The organism is Methanoregula sp., assembly GCF_050010295.1.
Taxonomy (GTDB): Archaea; Halobacteriota; Methanomicrobia; order Methanomicrobiales; family Methanospirillaceae; genus Methanoregula.
On the sequence record NZ_JBEKLH010000001.1, the window covers coordinates 207,394 to 226,548 of the forward strand.

The 19,155-nt window shown below is 57.1% G+C and carries 21 protein-coding genes; 10 read left to right on the forward strand and 11 right to left on the reverse strand.

Annotated elements, in window-relative coordinates:
- Nucleotides 1-33 precede the first annotated feature (33 nt).
- Nucleotides 34-636, forward strand: coding sequence for an acetate uptake transporter (locus ABSB80_RS01175; RefSeq protein WP_428367311.1), 603 nt, complete (start codon nt 34-36; stop codon nt 634-636).
- Between the two features lie 233 nt (nt 637-869).
- Here ABSB80_RS01175 and ABSB80_RS01180 read toward each other — a convergent pair whose 3' ends face one another.
- Nucleotides 870-1,979 (reverse strand): ATP-NAD kinase family protein, encoded by a 1,110-nt coding sequence (locus tag ABSB80_RS01180; RefSeq protein WP_428367313.1) that lies wholly within the window; start codon nt 1,977-1,979, stop codon nt 870-872.
- A gap of 12 nt (nt 1,980-1,991) precedes the next feature.
- Nucleotides 1,992-3,350 carry a TrpB-like pyridoxal phosphate-dependent enzyme gene (locus ABSB80_RS01185; protein ID WP_428367315.1) on the reverse strand — a complete coding sequence of 453 codons (1,359 nt, stop codon included), beginning with the start codon at nt 3,348-3,350 and terminating at the stop codon, nt 1,992-1,994.
- A 350-nt stretch (nt 3,351-3,700) separates the two neighbouring features.
- Here ABSB80_RS01185 and ABSB80_RS01190 point away from each other — a divergent pair, with 350 nt between their 5' ends.
- The gene (locus tag ABSB80_RS01190; protein ID WP_428367317.1) at nt 3,701-4,576 is read left to right on the forward strand and encodes a class I SAM-dependent methyltransferase; all 876 of its coding nucleotides are present in this window, start codon (nt 3,701-3,703) and stop codon (nt 4,574-4,576) included.
- A gap of 19 nt (nt 4,577-4,595) precedes the next feature.
- Here the strand turns inward: ABSB80_RS01190 and ABSB80_RS01195 are convergent, their stop codons facing one another.
- From ABSB80_RS01195 to ABSB80_RS01210, 4 genes are read right to left on the reverse strand one after another with little or no spacing between them, the layout of a single operon-like run.
- Nucleotides 4,596-5,729 (reverse strand): pyridoxal phosphate-dependent aminotransferase, encoded by a 1,134-nt coding sequence (locus tag ABSB80_RS01195; RefSeq protein ID WP_428367319.1) that lies wholly within the window; start codon nt 5,727-5,729, stop codon nt 4,596-4,598.
- Entirely contained in the window at nt 5,726-6,145 is a 420-nt protein-coding gene (ribH, locus tag ABSB80_RS01200) for a 6,7-dimethyl-8-ribityllumazine synthase (protein WP_428367321.1), read from the reverse strand. The genes ABSB80_RS01195 and ribH overlap by 4 nt, the downstream gene beginning before the upstream one ends.
- 51 nt (nt 6,146-6,196) lie before the next feature.
- Nucleotides 6,197-6,658: a riboflavin synthase gene (ribC, locus tag ABSB80_RS01205; protein ID WP_428367323.1), complete on the reverse strand. Its 462-nt coding sequence runs from the start codon at nt 6,656-6,658 to the stop codon at nt 6,197-6,199.
- Entirely contained in the window at nt 6,655-7,785 is a 1,131-nt protein-coding gene (locus tag ABSB80_RS01210; protein ID WP_428367325.1) for a pyridoxal-phosphate-dependent aminotransferase family protein, read from the reverse strand. Before ABSB80_RS01210 ends, ribC begins: the two co-directional genes overlap by 4 nt.
- 55 nt (nt 7,786-7,840) lie before the next feature.
- On the opposite strand from ABSB80_RS01210, the gene ABSB80_RS01215 reads away from it, so the two are divergent.
- Genes ABSB80_RS01215 through ABSB80_RS01225 form a run of 3 tightly spaced genes read left to right on the forward strand, consistent with a single transcriptional unit; the run spans nt 7,841 to nt 10,138 of the window.
- Nucleotides 7,841-8,230 carry a 5-(carboxyamino)imidazole ribonucleotide mutase gene (locus ABSB80_RS01215; RefSeq protein ID WP_428367327.1) on the forward strand — a complete coding sequence of 130 codons (390 nt, stop codon included), beginning with the start codon at nt 7,841-7,843 and terminating at the stop codon, nt 8,228-8,230.
- Nucleotides 8,231-8,274: 44 nt separating this feature from the next.
- Nucleotides 8,275-9,648, forward strand: a complete 1,374-nt coding sequence (locus ABSB80_RS01220) for an MFS transporter (RefSeq protein ID WP_428367329.1) — start codon at nt 8,275-8,277, stop codon at nt 9,646-9,648.
- A gap of 58 nt (nt 9,649-9,706) precedes the next feature.
- Entirely contained in the window at nt 9,707-10,138 is a 432-nt protein-coding gene (locus tag ABSB80_RS01225; RefSeq protein ID WP_428367331.1) for an LEA type 2 family protein, read from the forward strand.
- A 224-nt stretch (nt 10,139-10,362) separates the two neighbouring features.
- Here the strand turns inward: ABSB80_RS01225 and ABSB80_RS01230 are convergent, their stop codons facing one another.
- Complete coding sequence (locus ABSB80_RS01230) at nt 10,363-11,343, reverse strand: alpha/beta hydrolase family protein (protein ID WP_428367333.1); 981 nt, start codon at nt 11,341-11,343, stop codon at nt 10,363-10,365.
- A gap of 1,282 nt (nt 11,344-12,625) precedes the next feature.
- Here ABSB80_RS01230 and ABSB80_RS01235 point away from each other — a divergent pair.
- Nucleotides 12,626-13,009 carry a hypothetical protein gene (locus ABSB80_RS01235; RefSeq protein WP_428367335.1) on the forward strand — a complete coding sequence of 128 codons (384 nt, stop codon included), beginning with the start codon at nt 12,626-12,628 and terminating at the stop codon, nt 13,007-13,009.
- Nucleotides 13,010-13,038: 29 nt separating this feature from the next.
- Here the strand turns inward: ABSB80_RS01235 and thiC are convergent, their stop codons facing one another.
- The gene (gene thiC / locus ABSB80_RS01240) at nt 13,039-14,340 is read right to left on the reverse strand and encodes a phosphomethylpyrimidine synthase ThiC (RefSeq protein WP_428367337.1); all 1,302 of its coding nucleotides are present in this window, start codon (nt 14,338-14,340) and stop codon (nt 13,039-13,041) included.
- Between the two features lie 25 nt (nt 14,341-14,365).
- On the opposite strand from thiC, the gene ABSB80_RS01245 reads away from it, so the two are divergent.
- From ABSB80_RS01245 to ABSB80_RS01255, 3 genes are read left to right on the forward strand one after another with little or no spacing between them, the layout of a single operon-like run.
- Nucleotides 14,366-14,968 carry an MBL fold metallo-hydrolase gene (locus tag ABSB80_RS01245; protein WP_428367339.1) on the forward strand — a complete coding sequence of 201 codons (603 nt, stop codon included), beginning with the start codon at nt 14,366-14,368 and terminating at the stop codon, nt 14,966-14,968.
- Entirely contained in the window at nt 14,961-15,419 is a 459-nt protein-coding gene (locus ABSB80_RS01250; RefSeq protein ID WP_428367341.1) for a GIY-YIG nuclease family protein, read from the forward strand. Before ABSB80_RS01245 ends, ABSB80_RS01250 begins: the two co-directional genes overlap by 8 nt.
- Nucleotides 15,416-15,970 carry a flavodoxin family protein gene (locus ABSB80_RS01255; RefSeq protein ID WP_428367343.1) on the forward strand — a complete coding sequence of 185 codons (555 nt, stop codon included), beginning with the start codon at nt 15,416-15,418 and terminating at the stop codon, nt 15,968-15,970. The genes ABSB80_RS01250 and ABSB80_RS01255 overlap by 4 nt, the downstream gene beginning before the upstream one ends.
- On the opposite strand, the gene ABSB80_RS01260 is transcribed toward ABSB80_RS01255, so the two are convergent.
- Entirely contained in the window at nt 15,961-16,434 is a 474-nt protein-coding gene (locus tag ABSB80_RS01260) for a pyridoxamine 5'-phosphate oxidase family protein (protein ID WP_428367345.1), read from the reverse strand. The genes ABSB80_RS01255 and ABSB80_RS01260 overlap by 10 nt on opposite strands.
- Nucleotides 16,435-16,498: 64 nt before the next feature.
- Entirely contained in the window at nt 16,499-17,587 is a 1,089-nt protein-coding gene (gene cofH / locus ABSB80_RS01265) for a 5-amino-6-(D-ribitylamino)uracil--L-tyrosine 4-hydroxyphenyl transferase CofH (RefSeq protein WP_428367347.1), read from the reverse strand.
- Between the two features lie 113 nt (nt 17,588-17,700).
- Between cofH (ABSB80_RS01265) and ABSB80_RS01270 the strand changes: the two genes are divergently transcribed.
- Entirely contained in the window at nt 17,701-18,000 is a 300-nt protein-coding gene (locus tag ABSB80_RS01270) for a YunC family protein (protein WP_428367349.1), read from the forward strand.
- 59 nt (nt 18,001-18,059) lie between these two features.
- Here ABSB80_RS01270 and cofH (ABSB80_RS01275) read toward each other — a convergent pair whose 3' ends face one another.
- The gene (gene cofH / locus ABSB80_RS01275) at nt 18,060-19,145 is read right to left on the reverse strand and encodes a 5-amino-6-(D-ribitylamino)uracil--L-tyrosine 4-hydroxyphenyl transferase CofH (RefSeq protein ID WP_428367351.1); all 1,086 of its coding nucleotides are present in this window, start codon (nt 19,143-19,145) and stop codon (nt 18,060-18,062) included.
- Nucleotides 19,146-19,155: the final 10 nt, after the last annotated feature.

The following is a 19,155-nucleotide window of genomic DNA, read 5'->3' on the forward strand; positions in this document are numbered from 1 at the left end:
ACATGAACGAAAAAATCTGAAGGAATGGTAACAATGAGTTCGGAAAAGATGGAAACTATGGTAACAACCCGCGATCTGACCGGCAACCCGGCACCGCTCGGGTTGATGGGCTTTGGAATGACGACTGTCCTGCTGAACCTCCAGAATGCAGGATTATTTACGTTGGGGAGCATAATCCTCGCAATGGGAATTTTTTATGGAGGAATTGCACAACTCATCGCCGGGTCGATGGAATGGAAGAAGGGGAACACCTTTGCAACGACTGCATTTTGCTCCTATGGCCTGTTCTGGCTCTCTCTTGTGGCGCTCATCATGATCCCTTCGATGGGACTCGGAGAAAAGACCTCGCCTACAGCAATGGCAGCCTACCTTGCAATGTGGGGATTGTTCACCGCGGTGATGTTCATCGGCACACTCCGGTTCAACCGGGCGATGCAGGTCGTCTTTGCGACGCTCGCGATCCTCTTCTTCCTCCTTGCTCTCGGGGAGCTTACGGGGAATTCGGCAATCACCCAGATTGCCGGGTGGGTAGGGATCCTGTGCGGGTTCTCTGCGATCTATACCGCCCTTGCCCAGGTGGTCAATGAGACGTACGGGAAAGGATCGATGATCGTTCCGCTGTGGCCGGTGAAGTAACCACCGGATATTAATTCTCCTCTTTTATCCGTTCTGGTTCGGACGGGTAATGATCCATTCTTACCGTCGTGGTTTTCAGATCCGCAACAACAAGGCCACAACATCCGCCCCGGCGAACATCACTTTTGTTCGTTCCGGATCATTCCCGCAGGATCTGTGAACGAATGAAGAAAAAATGAAAATTCCCTTATGACAAGAGAGCATTCACCGGAGTACTTCTGGAATGTGTCTTGTTATCGCCGGGGAGACCGCTGGATTTTCTTCCGTTGGGCAATCCGGTACCCGGATACCACCTGGATGCTCCCGCCAAACGTTTCATTCAGCGCTGGATCCCCGGTATCGATATAGAGCACCGCTGTTTCCCTCAGCTTGTGCGGTGTGGCAGCAAGAATGATATTGTGTATTCCCACGCGCCGAATAACGTCTGCACTCAGCTGCTGGTTCCCCCGCCCGAAAACGAAACCCTGTGCACCGATCGGGCTGACGATGATCCGCATGTCTTTTTCCTTTTCGATCAGGCCAAGGAGCGTTCTTTCATCGGCGTCTTCTGCGACCAGCCTCCCGTTTTTTATCGCATCCACGCCGAGCAGGGTTTTTTTCACGCCGATCTTCCCGGCAATAGCTTCAGTCGTCGTGCCCGCACCAAGGATATACAGCGTTTCCGGATGCATGATCTCAACAATGAACCTGGCGATCTCCTCCTTTGCCCGTTCCTCGTCCGCCTCCTCAAAGACCTGCTTTGAGGCCTGCACCGTTCCGGGAACAGCCGGGACGCAGGCGATACCGTACAGGCGCGTCCTGAACTCCCCGGCCCGGTAGGCCTCCTCGTCGACGTCCAGCAGTTCGGCATCCCGCAAGACACCCGGCTTTTTCCCGCCAACGATCCCGGCTACGGTTGCCGGATCGATAGCAAATACCCCGGAGTACATCTTGACACCGGCCGGTATACCGAGAATGGGGACGTTTCTGCCAACAGCGTCAAAAATGTCCCGTGCTGTTCCGTCGCCCCCGCTGAAAAGGATCAGGTCAGCACCTTCCCCAAGGAAGACCCTGGCTGCACGTTTCGTGTCTTCTGCGGTGCTCTTATCAGGCGCATGATAGTGGACGACATAGTTCTGCAGGCCGGTTTTCTTAAGAACCTCCTCTCCCATGCTGCCAGAACAGGTAAGAAAGAGCAGCCCGGTCTTCTGTTTCAGGCCCCCGAGGGTGATCCCGGCACGATCAGCTGCATGTGGCTCTGCCCCGCGCCGTATAGCCTCGGCAAGTACGCCATCCGTCCCTTTCAGCCCCACCGATCCCCCCATGCCCGCTACAGGATTGACGATAAAACCGATCCGGTACATAAAAAAGAGATTTCAGGAGATTTTGGGTATCCGGGCAATTGATTCCCGGATCAGTTCGTCGGGATATTCGTAATCGACCAGAGTGCCGGCATAAAATGCGTCATAGGCCGACATATCGAAGTTGCCGTGCCCGGAACAGTTGAAGAGAATGGTCTTTGCTTCTCCGCTCGATTTGCATTTGAGTGCCTCATCGATGGCCGCTTTCACTGCATGGGACGTCTCCGGGGCGACGATGATCCCTTCCGTGCGGGCAAACGTCTGGGCTGCATCGAATACTTCGCTCTGGTGGTAGGCAACCGCCCGCATGACACCGTCATTGACGAGCCGGGACACGATCGGTGAGTCCCCGTGATACCTCAGCCCCCCTGCATGGATGGATGGCGGGACAAAGTCATGGCCAAGCGTGAACATCTTGAGAAGCGGGGTCAGGCCGGCCACATCTCCGAAGTCATACGTGAAGAGACCCTTGGTCAGGGAGGGACAGGAAGCCGGTTCAACACCGATGAGATCCACATCTTTGTGTTTCCCGGTAAGTTTGTCACCGGCGAACGGGAACGAGATCCCCGCGAAGTTGGACCCCCCGCCGACGCAACCAATAACAACATCCGGATAATCATCCACCATCGCCAGCTGTTCCCGGCATTCGAGTCCGATCACGGTCTGGTGGAGGCAGACGTGGTTCAGGACCGAGCCAAGCGCATAATTCGTGTTGCTGTGAGTTGCTGCATCCTCGACGGCTTCGGATATTGCGATACCAAGACTCCCCGGTGTCTCCGGGTCCTTTTCGAGCACCGCCCGCCCGGAATTCGTCTTTGTGCTGGGACTGGGGATACACTCGGCACCCCAGACGTGCATCATCGACTTCCGGTACGGTTTCTGCGTATAACTCGAACGGACCATGTAGATGGTGCATTCGAGCTCGTAGAGCATCGTCGCGAAGGCGAGGGCCGAACCCCACTGCCCGGCGCCGGTCTCGGTCGCTATCCGTTCTATACCGGCTTTCATGTTGTAATAGGCCTGGGGGACAGCGGTGTTGGGTTTATGGCTGCCGGCCGGGCTTACACCTTCCCATTTGTAATAGATCTTTGCCGGGGTCTTGAGGAATTTTTCGAGCCGGTGGGCGCGGTACAGGGGGCTCGGCCTCCAGAGACGGAGAATATCGCGCACATCCTCGGGTATATCGACGTAACGGTCCGTGGTCACTTCCTGCCGGATCAGCTCCATCGGGAAGATGGCGGACAGGTCCTCCGGGCCGACCGGTTTCTGGGTCGCGGGATGGAGGGGCGGATCGAGAGGGGATGGCAGGTCAGCCTGGACATTATACCATTTTTTTGGTATCTGCTCCTCATCGAGGAGGATTTTTGTCTGCATACAAGCTAGTTTGTCTTGTACAAATATATACATTATGGTACAGTATTGTTTATTTGTGTACCCGATTAGACATTTTTTGGCGATCCACCGGAATTGCCACAAACGATCTGGAGAGATATCAGGGATCAGAATGCGATCGGACATACCACCAACCGTCTCTTTCCGGTTTTATCTCCGGATATCCTTCAAAGTCTCAATCCACCTGATCTGCGGCATCATCCCGGCATGGCTGGAGGCATACATCCATCCCATCGATCCACAAGGGCTCGAGTACCCTCTTTTTTGTCTGCTCCAAGGCTGCATTGAGCGAAATCAGAAACCTATAACCGGTACCGCGGGTACTCAATGGTATGAGTCCTGACCCCTCGCCAGCCTGCGATGATGCCGACTGGAACGAGATCTGGAAGGCCCGGCAGAAGCGACACGAGTCCTCGCATTCCTTCAACGACCCTTCGCACAACTGGAACAGAAAGGAGAACGCGGAGCGCTACGATGCTAATTCCCGGAGCCGGTACGATGAGCGGGTGAAGTTTACCATCGAAGGCCTCGACATAAACAGGAACTCCCGGGTGCTGGATATCGGCTCCGGGCCGGGCACGCTCGCCATCCCCCTCTCGCCGCTCGTGAAGGAGATAACGGCGGTCGAACCGGGCGAGGGAATGGTCGCCACCCTGAACGAGCATATCCGGAACGAGGGGATCACCAACATCTCATGCGTCCGGAAGTGCTGGGAGGATGTCGATATCTCCCGGGATCTTGGAGGGCAGTACGATGTGGTCATCGCATCCCTCTCCCTCACCATGCACGACATCCGGGCAGCGCTCGCAAAGATGGACGATGCCTCCCGGAAGTACGTGTACCTCTACTGGTTCGTGGACTCGCCGTTCTGGGAGAAGATGTATAACGATCTCTGGGAGCCGCTCCACGGAGATCCCTACTATCCCGGGCCGAAGACCGACTGCCTTTTCAACGTGCTGTACCAGATGGGCATCTACGCGAACGTGGAGATACTGCCGCTCGACAAGGAGTACCGGTTCACGTCCCTGGAGGAGACGGTCGCGTTCTTCCGTAGGCGGTTCAGCGTGATGAATTCGGAGCAGGAGGGGGTGCTCGTGGAATATCTCACACCGCTGATCCGTCAGGACGGCCGCGATCTCGTCCTATCGGGCGACTCCACCTTTGCAAAGATCTGGTGGAAGAAAAAAAGAGGTGATGAATGGAGTTAATGAGGATTCCAAACCGGAATCAGCCCAGTCTTCGTATCCTTTTCACGGCTTCTTCGAGTTTCTCCATTGATGCCGCATACGATATCCGGATCCATCCTGGTGCATCGAATGCGCTGCCGGGGGTCACCGCGACATGTGCCTTTTCCAGCCAGCGGTTCGCAATTTCCATATCATCGCCGGTCACTTTGACGAAGGCGTAGAACGCCCCGTCTGCAGGAGCGGTCCTGTATCCCATGGCGGTCAGTTGAGCAATGATGTATTTTCTGCGCCGGTCAAATTCCCGCCGCATCTCTTCGACGCAGCGCTGGTCGCCTTTGAGGGCAGCAACTGCCCCCCACATTGCAAATGTCGTGGCCTGGCTGACCGAGTGCTGCTGGACTTTGGACATCGCACGAATGATCTCGACCGGAGCTACTGCATATCCGAGCCGCCAGCCGGTCATCGCGTACGACTTCGAGAACCCGTTGATGGTGATTGTCCGCTCTGCCATGTTGCCAAGTGAAGCGAGCGAGATGTGTTTCTTCCCGTACACCAGTGTCTCGTAGATCTCATCGGACATCGCATAGATGTCCCTGTCCTGGCAGAGATCCGCCACCAGGTTCATCGAGTTTTTGTCAAAAACAGCACCCGATGGGTTGGAGGGCGAGTTGACCACGATCATCTTGGTCTTCGAAGTGACCCGTTCGAGGATCGAGTCATCGAGCTGGAAGGTTTTCCGGTTGAGGGCATGCTTGACGACGTTTCCGCCGGCGATCTGCACGCATGGCTCGTAGGAGACCCACGCGGGAGTCAGGAGGATCGTCTCATCACCCGGGTTCAGGACTGCCTCCATCGCCTCGTAGATCGCGTCCTTCGCCCCGCAGGCGACAATGACCTGCCCGGGAGTACAGGGGAAATGGTTGTCGCGCTCGATCTTCTCGCTGATCGCACTGAGGAGTTCCGGGATCCCGTTGCTCGGGGCGTAATGGGTCTCGCCCCGGTTCAGCGCATCGATGCAGGCGTCCCTGATATGCCGGGGTGTGTCGAAATCCGGCTCACCGATCGAGAGGTTGATGACATCGATCCCTTCCCGTACCATCTTCTTGGCCTTGTCGGAGATCGCAATCGTTGCGGAAGGGGCAACGGCCGCGATCTTCTCCGAGAGCCGTTTCATTTCAATCGTTTGACCAGCTTGATGGCAGATTCGACGGCCCGCTTTGCGTAGTCGATCCGCTCGTTTGCCTCCAAGCGGGTCATCCCCGGCCCGGAGATGCCCAGCGTGACCGGCTTCCCGAACTCAAGCGAGAGGTCGATGATCTTCCGAGCCGCGTGCTGGACAACGATCTCGTCGTGCCGGGTCGAACCCTCGATCACGCAGCCGATGGTCACCACGGCATCGACTTTGCCGGCAGCGAGCATCTTTTTGATCGCGAGCGGCATGTCGTAGGCACCCGGGACATACAGGCATTCGGTCACTTCTGCCCCGAGAAATGCTGCGTGTTCACGGCCTTCTATCTCCATCATGTAGGTGATGTCGCGGTTGAACTCCGCGACAACGAATCCCAGTTTTATCGGGTCTGTTTCACACATATCAGATCAACTCTTGTGAATGGTTCCTCATAAATCCGTACGCTCAATCGGTTACTGTCGTGCCGGCCCGGCATCGGCAAATCCCTGCCGCTGCCCGGTCCCAGCTTCCTTCTCCAGCTCTCCGGGGTGGAGGACCAGTTTTACCGCATTGACCGCATGTTCGCGGGTGCGCTGTTCGGCAAGCCATGCCAGCTCCCGCCCGTCCTTTGCCTCGTCTTCGTGCACGAACACTTCGATTATATGGGTATTGGTCATGAGCTGGCACACGATGAGCCCCTGCGATGCCTCGTGGGCGCACATCCGGTCCTTGTCCTTGCCCCCGGGCATCCCGAGTGCCATCACGATGTCGCACCTGCGTTCCTCGATCAGTTTCTTGCAGGCCACGGGAAGATCCTTTATCCCAGGGACGGTTGCCCGTTCGATTGCAACGCTGGCGTGTTTCTTGAGCTCGTCGATGGCTATGGCTCCCATGTTGACGCGTGAAAAAGTGGTATCGGCGACCCCCACCTTCATCCCAGCACCTCGCCTGCTGCCTGGACGCCATCACCTTGCAGTTTGTATCCGTATTTCTTCAAAGCAACCTGTGTCGCAGCAAGGGTCGCGAGGATCTCCGGGGCGCTGACCGCACCCATGTTCCCGATCCGGAAGATCTTCCCCTTCAGGTGGTCCTGGCCACCCGCAATGACAATCCCCATCTTCTTGATGAACGCCCGCACCTCGTCATCCTTGACACCGGTAGGGTATTCAACCGCAGTGACTGTTGCCGAATACCCGTGTTTTGCATCGATCTTCGGAAAGAGCGACAGGCCCCATGCTTTTGCAGCTGCCTGGACAGCCTGCGACATCTTCCGGTGGCGGGCGATCCGGGCGGCAAGTCCCTCTTCCTCGATGAGGAGACACGCCTCGCGGAGTGCGAGAAAGAGCGGGACCGCCGGTGTATAGGGGGTCTCCATGGGTTTTCCGGCTGCACTCTTCTTGTAGGCCGCAAGGTCGAGGTAATAGGGAGGGTTTTTCGTCAGCCGTTCCCATGCCCGGTTGCTGACCGATACCATTGCCAGTCCCGCAGGGGCTGCGAGGCACTTCTGGGAGCCGGTGATTGCGATATCGACGCCCCACGCATCTGCCTCGACAAGATCGCCACCGATGGACGTGATGCCGTCCATGATGAAGAGCGCATCATGGTTCCTGGCAAGCCTTCCTACTTCCTGCGCAGGGTTCCTGATACCTGCCGAAGTCTCGTTGTGCACGAGCGTAACGACCTCTGCACCCTGCTCCAGCCGTTCTTCCAGCGCTGCAAGGTTGAGCGGTGTCCCCCACTCCGATGCGATCTCGTGTGCTTTCCCGTAGCGCTGGCTGATCTTGTAGAGCCGCTCGCCGAACTTCCCGTTGACAAGACAGGCGATCTCCTTCTCCTTTCCCACGTTTGCAACCGCGGCTTCCATGCCGGCGGTGCCGGACCCGCTGATCACAAAAAGGTCGTTGGTGGTCCCAAACGCGGTCCTGAGTACCCGCACACAGTCGGCATACACGGCGCCGAACTCGGCGCTGCGGTGGTTTATTGCCTGACGCATCATTGCATACCTGACCCGTTCCGGCATCGGTACCGGGCCCGGCAGCATCAGGAGAAGTTCTTTTTCCATGTGGATCTGCTCATAGTATATTTATATAGACAGGATATAAGTTTGGATGGCAGACATGGCAGACGTAGCAGTTATCTCGGGATCCGCATCCGATGCAGCCATTACGGACAAGGTGAAGAAGGTCCTCGGCGAGAACGGAATAACCTTTGACGACCAGATCATCTCGGCCCACCGCGATCCGGACCGACTGGACGCGTACATCAAGAAGAGCGGGGCAAAGGTCTTCATCGCGATCGCCGGGCTCTCCGCCGCGCTCCCCGGCGTGATCGCATCAAAGACGGATAAGCCGGTGATCGGTGTGCCGGTGAGCGGCACGCTCAACGGGCTCGACGCCCTCCTCGCGATCGCCCAGATGCCGAAAGGTGTCCCGGTCGCCTGTGTTGGGGTGGACAACGGGGACAATGCCGCGTGGCTTGCCATCCGGATCCTGAAACTGACACGATAACGGAGCATCACGCTCATCACCTTTGACCACCAACATTTTTTCTCATGACCTCGGAGCAGGAGAAGCGGGTCCTCCTGATGGTCACCTCGCTGGCTTCATTCCTCGTCCCCTACACGGTCTCTTCCCTGAATGTTGCGCTGCCGGCGATCAGCGCATCCTTCGACATCGATGCCGTGACGCTCGGCTGGGTCACCTCGGCATACATGCTCACCGCCGCGATCTGCATCGTCCCGTTCGGCAAACTTTCTGACGTTTACGGGAGAAAGCGGTTCTTCATTCTGGGAAATATCCTGTTCGCCCTGGGATCGTTCCTTGCCGCGGTCTCCTGGTCGGCTCCGGTCATCATCACCGCCCGGGTGATCCAGGCTTTCGGGGGCGCCATGGTGTTCTCTACCTCGATTGCCATCGTTACCTCAGTCTTCCCTCCCGGAGAACGGGGGAGGGCTATCGGGATCATCACGGCGACCATTTATGCCGGCCTCTCGCTGGGGCCTTTCCTCGGCGGCGTCCTTACCCACAACATCGGCTGGCCCAGCATCTTCCTGGTCAATATCCCCCTTGCGATCCTCGTCGTTATTCTCACACTGCTGTATATCCCCGGGGAATGGGTAGAGTCAGGGAAACGGCGGTTCGATCTGCCCGGCGCCTGCCTCTACGGTGTGATGCTCTTTGGCTGCATGTATGGCCTCACCCTGATGCCCTCCCCTTCGGGCATTTCCTGGATGGTACTCGGTCTTACAACCCTTGCTGTTTTTGTCTGGTGGGAGCAGAATGCACCGGCACCGATGGTCGAGATCGCGCTGTTCCGGAAGAGCCCGGTCTTCCTCTTTTCGAATGTCGCCGCCCTTATCAACTATGCCGTAGTCTTTGCCGTCGGATTCCTGCTCAGCCTGTACCTCCAGTACAACCGGGGCATCGATCCGCAGACCGCGGGACTGATCCTCGTTGCCCAGCCGGTCGTCCAGATGATCGTCTCACCGGCTGCCGGCCACCTCTCGGACAGGATAGACCCGCGTGTCCTCGCAACTGCAGGCATGGCATGCACCACGGCCGGGCTCGGTATCCTTATGCTGATCTCCGCTTCAACATCTATCTGGGTTATTGTGGCGGGCCTGGTCATCCTCGGGTTCGGGTACGGCCTCTTTTCTTCCCCGAATACCAATGCTATCATGAGTTCTGTCGAGGGACAACACCTCGGCCTCGCGTCCGGGATGGTCTCCACGATGAGGGCGATCGGCCAGATGCTCAGCCTTGCCATCGCGATGCTGGTCTTCTCTGCCGTAATCGGGACCGTGCAGATTACCCCTGCTGTCTATCCCCAGCTGCAGCAGAGCGTCAATATCGCATTTGCCGTTTTCTTCATTATCGGTCTGGGCGGTATCGCTGCATCGTATGCCCGCGGCACAACGCGGGACTGATCTCCGAAGCGTTGCCGATGCAGGGGTATTATGAGCCGGCCGGTTCCATGGAGGTACTATGCCTGTCCTGCGCGAACCGGTCGTGACCCTTGGGGATGTTTCTGTCCGGTCTGTTTCGCTTTCATCGCTTGACCTGGACGTGGCGATCCGGGTGCAGAACCCGAACCTGTTCGGGGTAACCCTCCGGGAACTGCCTTTCACGGTCACGTTCCGGACAGAGGGCAGTGACCGGCAGATCGCAGCTGGAAATACCGGGAGGGTGAAGATACCAGCCCGTACCAGCACCGTGCTGAGAGTCCCGGTCACTTCGCATAATTCAGCCCTTATCGGCGCGCTGGTGGCTTTTGTAGCCACGGGCGGGATAGAAGTGACTATACAGGGAACCGCCGTGATAAACCTCCTTGTTACCGGCTGGTCGGTACCTTTCAGAAAGACGGTCCCGGTTACGGTCGCGCAGGTTGCCAGGACGATTGCCGGGCAAAAGAAGTAAGAGTGGGCGATGACTGGCCTGTCACGGTCATGAAAGGGGGGGGGTCGATGCCCAACCCCCCCACCGTTTGGTTTTCATTTCGCGTCGACCCCCCCACCATTTCATAATAATATGGCAGGTGATCCCCTGTCTGACCGCTGCAAAAGGCAGTTGTTCAAAAGTGAATTTTATGGAAAACCGGGGGCTTGGGCTTGCAAATGTGGGGGGGAGGGGAGGGGCCCTTATCAGGTCCCGTTGAAGAGTACCTCTGCGGACGGCCCGGCCATTCCTGCCTCATCATGGCCTATCCCCGGCACTATGTGGTATTCCCAGTTCAGCGGCACATTCCGGCGAGCTGCTTCTGCCTGTGCCGTGGCAAAATACGTCTTTGCCCGCTCGAACCGGGTGCTTCCCTGCGCCTCCGCCTCAGGGAAGTTCGCAAGGCTGCTGTCGTTCGGGTTCGTGTCCCTGTCACCGGACATGATGATGAGTTTCCGGGCAAACACGTTCGGGAGCTCGCTCTCGTAAAGCGGCGAGTCTTTCAGCCCCATCGCGTAGGGGATCGTATAGACCGGCATGACATAAACCCCCGCGTTCGCTGCGACTGCCCGGCTGTACCTGGCTTCGGGAAGGAACGTCACCAGCCTCTGGACAAACTGGGCACCGGCACTGTGCCCGTCGAGGAGGTAGGTGTCCTGTGTTGCCCCGCTCTTTTCGCGGACGTAATCGAAGAGATGTTCGACTGCCATATAGGTCCAGTTCGCTTTCGGCTCCCAGTTCGTGGCACCATAGGTGTACCCAAGAGGATACCAGATGTCCCCGGGATAATACTTCTGGGAGAATTCCGGAACGATAAGGAGACTGGAATACTTTTCAGCGTAGCGAACCCAGGTGTCCCTGGGTGACTGTCCGCTGCGACCCGCTCCGGGCATGACGATCAGTATTGGCCCTGATTGGTTCCATGCAGCCGGACGATAGTAGTAGACCGTGATCGGGCGATCGGCGTTTCCGAGCGAATCGTTGAAGACAAACTGACCTCTTCCGACCGGAATGCCCATTGTTTCGGGGTTTATCGTTCCGAGGTTTATCGTTCCGGGAGTTATTACAAAGCGGGTTACGGGAGAGGTGAGTTCGTTCTGATTATGAGGTGGTGGCGTGGAGCACCCGCATACGGCAAGGGTGAACATGAGGATCATGCAGAAGAGAAGTGTTATGCCGGTTTTCATGTAATCAGGAGTGGGATATGCTCCATAAATAGGATTCGGTTATCCTCCGGAGACAGGAGGATCCGACGAAATAGTGGCAGACCTGATCAAGAAACAGAACTTTCCCGGACTTACACCACGGATAGGTTGGCATAGGTCGCGGATTCCCTACCCGGGCAGAAGAAGTAAGAGCGGGCAATGACCGGGCTGTCACGGTCATGAAAGGGGGGGGGGTCGATGCCCAACCCCCCACCGTTTGGTTTTCATTTCGCGTCGACCCCCCCCCTCCCAACATTTTTCAAATCCGATCTGACCCCCCGCCCCCTCAGCTGATTCTGACCCCCCTTATCAATTCTGGGAATCCCGCGATTCTGGGAGGTCTCGTCAGAAGTTCCATATGATGCGATGGCTATTCGGCTGCGTAAAACTGCAGGTTACTTACCTTTGAGAAGGGGGTCAGCAGCCGACCCCCCCCTCCATGTAATTTTCAAAAAGGGTTGACCCCCCCCCACCCTTTCACAATAAAATGGCAGGTGACCCGCTCGCTCTGGTCATTTCACTAGGGTGCATGAGTCAGCAGTGTGTGTTTACTTTTTTCCCATCAAGGTCCGGTACAAATTTTTCAACCAGGATTTGATTGATACGGAAATGATTTTCAATCGGGGTCATGATCATGATGAATTTTTCGAAATCAAAGTTTGATGAAAAAATTTAGGATCGATGCGCTGGTGTACGAGCTCTACTGGCTGACGGCCGATGAGATTATGGTGGTGGAAGAGAGCGTCGGGAAGTAACACATTCACATTTTTGCTCTGAGAATTCCCCTGATGTTCCCGGGGAGGAGGCAAGCATATCCCCATGCCGGTACTCGCCGCGTCCCAAACCGCATCCCCTCCCGCTTTGGGTCTCCATAACGTTGCTATATATGACCTCATCCATTCCCGCCGGAGATTGCCCGATTATTCCTGGCCGGGTTCCGCATTTTTCCGAATTATGACCTCTAAAATCCAGGGTTCGGGGGAAAAGAGGTACAGCCAGGCCCGCAGCGGGCTTTGATGTACCAGAATTCCCGCAGGGGTTTTTGACAGTGAAAGCCGCTCCATCTGACGATAACATCTGGCTTGGTCTTCGGTGAGATCACTCCTTTAAAACAGGATTTCTACAAAGCAGAATTTTCAATGATGTTTATTCTAGAGATAAACAGACAGAATATATTATATGGAGAAGTCGGCATCCCCGATATTGGATAAATCCTTATTTTGAAGATCTTTATCCAGGAAATAAACCACAAGATTTTCAGCCGATGTATCTCAATTCCCAAATTGAAAAAGAAATGGCATTTTTAATTTTACAGTCATCATTATTTTATCTATTTTGGATGATTTTTGAAAATGAGAGAGATTTAAATTGGCGGGACATTAATGCATTTCCATTCCCAGAAATTGAATTACTCGAGGGTCAATCCGATTATATTAGATCGCTAACAGATACATTATGGTCGCAAATGCGGATACGGTTTAATCCAAAAGCTGGATTAATAGGGGAATTGCAAGGAATGTCGGAACTTAAACCATTGGTTGATGAAATTGATGATTTCATCGGGCCTCTATATGGATTAAGTCCAGATGAAATCCTTTATGTCAAACAATATGATGCCGAGTATCGAAGTGTAAAAGAAGAAATGTGAGTGCCCGACACTCAATTCTGATTAAATACTCACTTCCCCTTCTTCCCCTTCCCCTTCTCTCCGGTCCCGAACAGCTCGTTCACCATCTTGACCGCACACAAATCCCCGCACATCGAGCAGGTCTCCATGTCCCCGTCGCGGCAGTGGATCTTCTTCGCATGGTCACCGTAAAGAGCGAGCCGGAACTGTTCGTCCCAGTCGAGGTTGTGCCGGGCCTCAGCCATCTGCACCTCGCGTTCCATCCGGTACCCCCCGGGCCTGCGGACGGTATCGCCGACGTGCGCTGCGATCTTCGCGATCCGGGTGCCTTCGATAATATCCGCGACATCCGGCAGGGCGAGGTGCTCGCTCGGCGAGACCATGCAGAGGAAGTCGGCCCCGTTCAGGCAGGCGACCGACCCTCCGATTGCCGCTACGACATGGTCATAGCCCGGCGCGATGTCCGTCACCAGCGGCCCGAGCAGGTAGAGCGGGGCATGATCGGTGATCTCCTTGATCATCCGAACGTTGTAGCCCACCTGATCGAGCGGCATATGACCCGGGCCCTCAATCATCCGCTGGACACCAGCCGCATGCGCCCGTTTCGCCAGTGTCCCGAGCGTCACGTACTCCACGGATTTGGCGAGTTTCTCCGCGTCCTGCAGGCAGCCGGGCCGCATCCCGTCGCCGAGGCTGATGGTCACGTCGTATCCGGCAAGCATCTCCAGGAGGTAGTCGTACTCGGCATAGAGGGGATTCTCCTCGTCGCGCTGCATCATCATTGCGCAGTGGAACGATCCGCCCCTGCTCACGATCCCCATCAGCCGTGGGTCTGCCCGGAGGGCGGCAAGGGCCTGCCGGTTCACCCCGCAGTGGAGGGTCAGGAAGTCCACTCCCTGTTCGCAGTGCTCGCGGATGACCTTGAAGAGCAGATCGGCGTCTACATCACCGGCATTGCCCGCCCTGCGGACGGCTTCGTAGACCGGGACCGTACCCACCGTTGTGTCGAACGCAAGGATCTTCTTCCGGATGGCAACGAGATCCCCCCCGGTCGAGAGGTCCATCAGAGCATCGGCACCATTCTCCAGCGCTGCCTGTGCCTTCTCCTCCTCAAGCGCAGGATCGCACCGGGTACCGGACGTACCGATATTCACGTTGACCTTGACTTGGCACCCGCCGCCGATCGCACAGAGCCGGTGGTTCCGCACCGGGTTTGCCGGGATGACAATCCTCCCGCCCGCAATACCCCGTGTAAGCTCCGCCGGGTCGGTTCCTTCCGCCAGTGCCACGGCTGCGAGTTCTTCCGGTGCCCCGCGGCAGCACCTGCGGATGAGCGTATCCATAAGAAACATCTGTCCCGGCTCCTTATTATTGTGCATGAAGGTCAGGTGGATCCCGGGGGATTCGGTCTTTGCCAATTCGTATATTTTCGGGAATATCCTTGTGGACGCGGGTGTGATGCCCATGGCGGTGGCTCCGTACAAAGAGGCCATCGAGACTATCGTGCTGTCGCACTGCCATTTCGACCATACGGCCCGGGTCAGGGAGATCGCGCATATGTGCAGGGCAAAGGTCGCCATCCATAAGGCCGATGCCCGGGGACTGATAGAGGACGCACACAGCCTCTCCATGCATTTTGGCGCCCGCTCGCCGGGAATTGCGCCCGATATCGTTCTTTCGGAAGGGGATTCCATCGGCGACCTTCTCGTGTTTCATACGCCGGGCCATACCCAAGGCAGCATCTGCCTCTATTCCGAACGGGACAAGGCGCTCATCAGCGGGGACACGGTCTTTGCGGACGGGTATTTCGGCAGGTACGACTTCCCGGGCGGGAGCAGGACCGAGCTCTCCCGGTCGCTTGACCGGCTCTCGCTCCTCGATGTCGAGGGCTTATACGCCGGCCACGGTGAACCGACCGATGAGGGGGGCAGCCGCCGGATAGCCGCTGCACAGGGCCTCATGAAGAGCGGATATGGATAAAGGGATCTATTGTCTCGTTTTTGAAAACCCGGGCTGTACTCTATGCGTCGGCGCCCTTGGGCCGGTCGCATTCGCTCCCGGCTGGCATATCTACGTCGGGTCGGCGCTCGGCAGCGGGGGGCTGAAACGGCTTGCACGCCATATCGCATTCTCGGAGGCGCGCGACCGGATACCGACATGGCATGTCGATTACCTGCTCACCAGTGACTTTTTTTCCCTCCGCTACGCTGTGTATGCCATAACACGGAAAAACCTTGAGTGTCCGCTTGCACGGGCTGTCGGCGATCCCGGGGTTCCTGGATTCGGGTGCAGCGACTGCCACTGCCTTTCGCACCTGTTCCACCGGCATACCGATCCGGCGCTCGAAGTTCTCACGGCGTTCCAGGGTCTTGGTCTTGCCCCGGTCACCAAAACCATCATGAGCCTGCAGTGCAGTAAGGGTAACATATGAAGGTGCTCGGTATATCGGGAAGCATGCGCAGGCACGGGAATACCGCACAGCTGGTAGGCGTCATCCTCAAGCGCTGCGATGATGCCGGGATAAAAACCGAATTGGTCTCCCTTGCGGGAAAGAAGATCCTTCCCTGCATCGGCTGCGAGAAGTGCAAGGAGACGAAATGGTGTTCGATCGGGAAGGACGACTGGAGCTCGATTGCGCAGAAGGTGATTGACTGCGATGTGCTCGTGATCGGTTCGCCGACCTATTATTACGATGTCTGCGGGCAGCTGAAGAATTTCATAGACCGCACGTACTCGCTCTATCACGACCGGAAGCTGGCAGGACGGAAGGGGGTTGCCGTTGCAATCGAGGCCTCGAATGGCGCACACCGCACCATCCAGACCCTGGAAGGCTTCCTGAACGCCCACGAGTTTTCATCCCTCGGATCGGTAAAAGGGAGCGGTTATCTCGAAGGGGATATTCTGAACGATGCCAAAGCCCTGAAACGGGCAGAGAAGATTGGCGATAAGATCGTGCGGCTGCTCGTGCCCAATCACGACTGATCGGTATCATACCCGTACTTTTTTCCGGTCATTCCCAGGATGTCGACTCGGACGACGCAGACCCGCTCCATTTCTTTCTCCGAAAACGAGTATTCGGTTCCGCCATACTGTCTCAGGATGCAGTTGAGCCCCGTTCTTTTCTCTTCGTAGGTGTCCATGATACGGGCGGTACCGGTGCAGATCACACTCTTATACCGCACTTCCCATTTGCAGGGGCTGGCATCCCGAAGAGGGCCCTCGTACCGGTCCACCTCGACACAACACCGCGGGTTTTTCCTGAGCATGGCGATCTTTTTACCTTCGCCGGCCGAGTGGAAATAGAGCACACGGTCGCGGTAGCCAAAACAGAGCGGAACGACATAGGGTTCACCGCCGTCCGCCAGCGCAAGCCTGCAGACGGACGATTCGGCAAGGATCGATTCCATCTCCGCTGGATCCGTGATCTCCCGGTCCTTCCTTCGCATGACTGTCTTACATCCTGAATTTCCGTACTGAAAGAGAGGGGCGTGGGTTCCCGTATCCACCTGTTCAGACCATTTCGTATAACGTAGTTCGGCGCCGGAGCGTCCTGCCAAGGTCTTCTGCAACCCGCTGCATCTCTTTCGGGTCGAGGTAATCCGTGTTGGTCGCACCTGCACCCTTGGATATGCTCTCCTCGAACATCGTCCCGCCAAGGTCGTTTCCTCCGGCCACGAGTCCCAGCTGCGCCATCTTTATTCCCTCTTTCACCCACGAGACCTGGATGTTGCGGAAGTTGTCAAGGAAGAGGCGCGCAACGGCGACCATCAGGAGGTCTTCCCTCCCCGTTGCCCCGGCACGGGCCAGGCCCTGCCAGAATATCGGGGTGTTCATGTGGATGAACGAGAGCGGGACGAACTCGGTAAACCCGTGCGTCTCGTCCTGGATCTTCCGCAAGATCGAGAGATGTTCGACCCGTTCGGCATCGTTCTCGCAATGCCCGTACATGATCGTGGCTGTTGTCGGGATGCCCATCGCGTGCGCCTCGCGGATGATACGGACCCACTCACCCGTGGAGATCTTACCCCTGCAGATAGTCTCACGGACAGAATCCACCAGGATCTCGGCGGCAGTCCCGCACATGGATCCGAGGCCGGCACCTTTCATGGCGGCGAGGACGTCCTTCGTGCTCATCCCGCTCTTTTTTGCGGCGTACGCGACTTCCATCGGATTGCCAGCGTGGAGGTGGACTTCCGGTGCCGCCTCACGGATCCAGCGGTAGACCTCGATGTAGGACGCTGCCGTAAACTCCGGGTGGAGACCGCTTACCGTGCAGATCTCCGTGACCCTGCGCTTCTTTGCGAGCGCCACTTTCTCCTGGATCCCGGTTTTGTCATGGAAATAGACCCCCTCATCACCGGGCTTTTTCGAGAAACCGCAGAACCCGCAGGCATTCACGCAGAGGTTCGTGACATTTATGTTCTGGTTCCTGACATAGGTCACTGCGTTCCCGGCCCGCTGCTCGCGCACCTCGTCTGCTGTTGACGCGATCTCCCAGACCTGCCGGTCGCGTATCCCGAACAACAACCGTGCCTCGTCTTCGCTCAGGCGGTGGCCGTCTCTCACATCGTCAAGAAGTGTCTTCAGCTGCCGGTTCATTGCATACCCCGCTTCTGTTCAGGCAGTTTATTTCCCGCGGAGAAGTAAAGGTATCGCATCAACCGTGCGCATGATTATTATTCCCCCGCGCCAACCATCTCTCAAGGAGCGCTATGGAGTTTATCGAAGTGCATCTGTCACGGAAAACAGCAGACGGATTTGTCATCCCTCTTGGCCCGGCGAACCTCGTCGCGGTCAAGACCGACGTGGGCATGGTGGGGTGCGGGGCGTTTGATGTTGCAGCGCTTGATTCGTTCAGCTATCCCGCGGCAAAAGTCAGGCCGGCCTTCGGGCCGTCCATCGCGGACACCGACGATATCCTCAAGGGAATTATCAAGGAGGCAAACCGCTCGGCAATGGGGCGCGGTATCAAAACCGGCATGACCGGCAAAGAAGCGCTGGAACTGCTCTGATCCCGTTTCCGGAACCCTGCATTTCACTCTGTTTTTGTATTTGGTACGCTATTTAGCGTTCAGACGATCTCGTACAGAGTTGTCCGTTGTTTCAGCGTCCGGCCGATATCCTGCACGATGCGGTTCATATCTTTGGGGTCGAGATAATCGGAGCCGGATGCCCCGGCATCACCGCTCACGTCATCGGTAAACATCGTTCCTGCAAGGTCGTTGGCACCGGAGAGCAGGGCGAGCTGGGTCATCTTGAACCCGACCTTCCCCCATGCCACCTGGATATTGTCGAAGTTATCGAGGAAGAGCCGGGATACCGCGATCATCAGGAGATCCTCCCGCCCGGTGGGCCCGGCCCGGGCGATTCCCTGCTGGTAGAGCGGGGTACTGGTATGGACATACGGTAGGGTCACCAGCTCAGTGAACCCATGGGTCTCATCCTGGATCGTCCTCAGGAGCCCGAGATGCTCGGCCTGGTTCCCGGCAGTTTCGTACGACCCGTACATGATGGTCGCGGTAGACCGCAGGCCCATCGTGTGCGCTTCCCTGATGATCCGGATCCAGTCGGCAGTGGAGACCTTGCGGGGGCATATCACCTGTCGCACCGAGTCCACGAGGATCTCTGCCGCGGTACCCTGGATGGTCCCCAGTCCTTCCGCCATGAGCCGTGCAAGCACCTCCGGCGTTGAACAGCGGGCTTTTTTTGCGGCATGGGCAACTTCGTCCGGGCTGAAGGCGTGGACATGGACACCCGGGGCTGCCTCGTGCACCCAGTGGATCAGGTCGGTGAACGTATCGAGAGTGAACGCAGGGTGGACTCCGGAGAGCAGGCAGACCTCGGTCACCCCGCGTTTGTGTGCCAGTCGTGCCTGTGCCTGGATCCCTGCCTTGTCATGGCAGTACGCCCCTTCATCGGTCGCTTTCCTGCCAAAACCGCAGAAACCGCAGAGGTTCTTGCAGATATTGGTCACGTGCAGGTTCTGGTTCCTGACGTAGGTGACCACGTTCCCAGCCTTCCGTTCCCGCATCTCGTCGGCAGCTTCGGTGATCCTGGCAATCTCCCGGCCCCGGGTTTTCAGGAGCGTGACCGCTTCTTCATCCGTGAGACGGTGGCCGTTCAGGGTATCGGCGAGGAGCGTCGAAACCGTTGTCATCCTTGCCTTC

Bases quoted from the DNA above. Each gene is read 5' to 3' on its own strand.
- ABSB80_RS01175 (WP_428367311.1), top strand. From the start codon at position 34: ATGAGTTCGGAAAAGATGGAAACTATGGTAACAACCCGCGATCTGACC.
- ABSB80_RS01180 (WP_428367313.1), bottom strand. From the start codon at position 1,979: ATGTACCGGATCGGTTTTATCGTCAATCCTGTAGCGGGCATGGGGGGA.
- ABSB80_RS01185 (WP_428367315.1), bottom strand. From the start codon at position 3,350: ATGCAGACAAAAATCCTCCTCGATGAGGAGCAGATACCAAAAAAATGG.
- ABSB80_RS01190 (WP_428367317.1), top strand. From the start codon at position 3,701: ATGAGTCCTGACCCCTCGCCAGCCTGCGATGATGCCGACTGGAACGAG.
- ABSB80_RS01195 (WP_428367319.1), bottom strand. From the start codon at position 5,729: ATGAAACGGCTCTCGGAGAAGATCGCGGCCGTTGCCCCTTCCGCAACG.
- ribH (WP_428367321.1), bottom strand. From the start codon at position 6,145: ATGTGTGAAACAGACCCGATAAAACTGGGATTCGTTGTCGCGGAGTTC.
- ribC (WP_428367323.1), bottom strand. From the start codon at position 6,658: ATGAAGGTGGGGGTCGCCGATACCACTTTTTCACGCGTCAACATGGGA.
- ABSB80_RS01210 (WP_428367325.1), bottom strand. From the start codon at position 7,785: ATGGAAAAAGAACTTCTCCTGATGCTGCCGGGCCCGGTACCGATGCCG.
- ABSB80_RS01215 (WP_428367327.1), top strand. From the start codon at position 7,841: ATGGCAGACGTAGCAGTTATCTCGGGATCCGCATCCGATGCAGCCATT.
- ABSB80_RS01220 (WP_428367329.1), top strand. From the start codon at position 8,275: ATGACCTCGGAGCAGGAGAAGCGGGTCCTCCTGATGGTCACCTCGCTG.
- ABSB80_RS01225 (WP_428367331.1), top strand. From the start codon at position 9,707: ATGCCTGTCCTGCGCGAACCGGTCGTGACCCTTGGGGATGTTTCTGTC.
- ABSB80_RS01230 (WP_428367333.1), bottom strand. From the start codon at position 11,343: ATGAAAACCGGCATAACACTTCTCTTCTGCATGATCCTCATGTTCACC.
- ABSB80_RS01235 (WP_428367335.1), top strand. From the start codon at position 12,626: ATGTATCTCAATTCCCAAATTGAAAAAGAAATGGCATTTTTAATTTTA.
- thiC (WP_428367337.1), bottom strand. From the start codon at position 14,340: ATGTTTCTTATGGATACGCTCATCCGCAGGTGCTGCCGCGGGGCACCG.
- ABSB80_RS01245 (WP_428367339.1), top strand. From the start codon at position 14,366: ATGAAGGTCAGGTGGATCCCGGGGGATTCGGTCTTTGCCAATTCGTAT.
- ABSB80_RS01250 (WP_428367341.1), top strand. From the start codon at position 14,961: ATGGATAAAGGGATCTATTGTCTCGTTTTTGAAAACCCGGGCTGTACT.
- ABSB80_RS01255 (WP_428367343.1), top strand. From the start codon at position 15,416: ATGAAGGTGCTCGGTATATCGGGAAGCATGCGCAGGCACGGGAATACC.
- ABSB80_RS01260 (WP_428367345.1), bottom strand. From the start codon at position 16,434: ATGCGAAGGAAGGACCGGGAGATCACGGATCCAGCGGAGATGGAATCG.
- cofH (WP_428367347.1), bottom strand. From the start codon at position 17,587: ATGAACCGGCAGCTGAAGACACTTCTTGACGATGTGAGAGACGGCCAC.
- ABSB80_RS01270 (WP_428367349.1), top strand. From the start codon at position 17,701: ATGGAGTTTATCGAAGTGCATCTGTCACGGAAAACAGCAGACGGATTT.
- cofH (WP_428367351.1), bottom strand. From the start codon at position 19,145: ATGACAACGGTTTCGACGCTCCTCGCCGATACCCTGAACGGCCACCGT.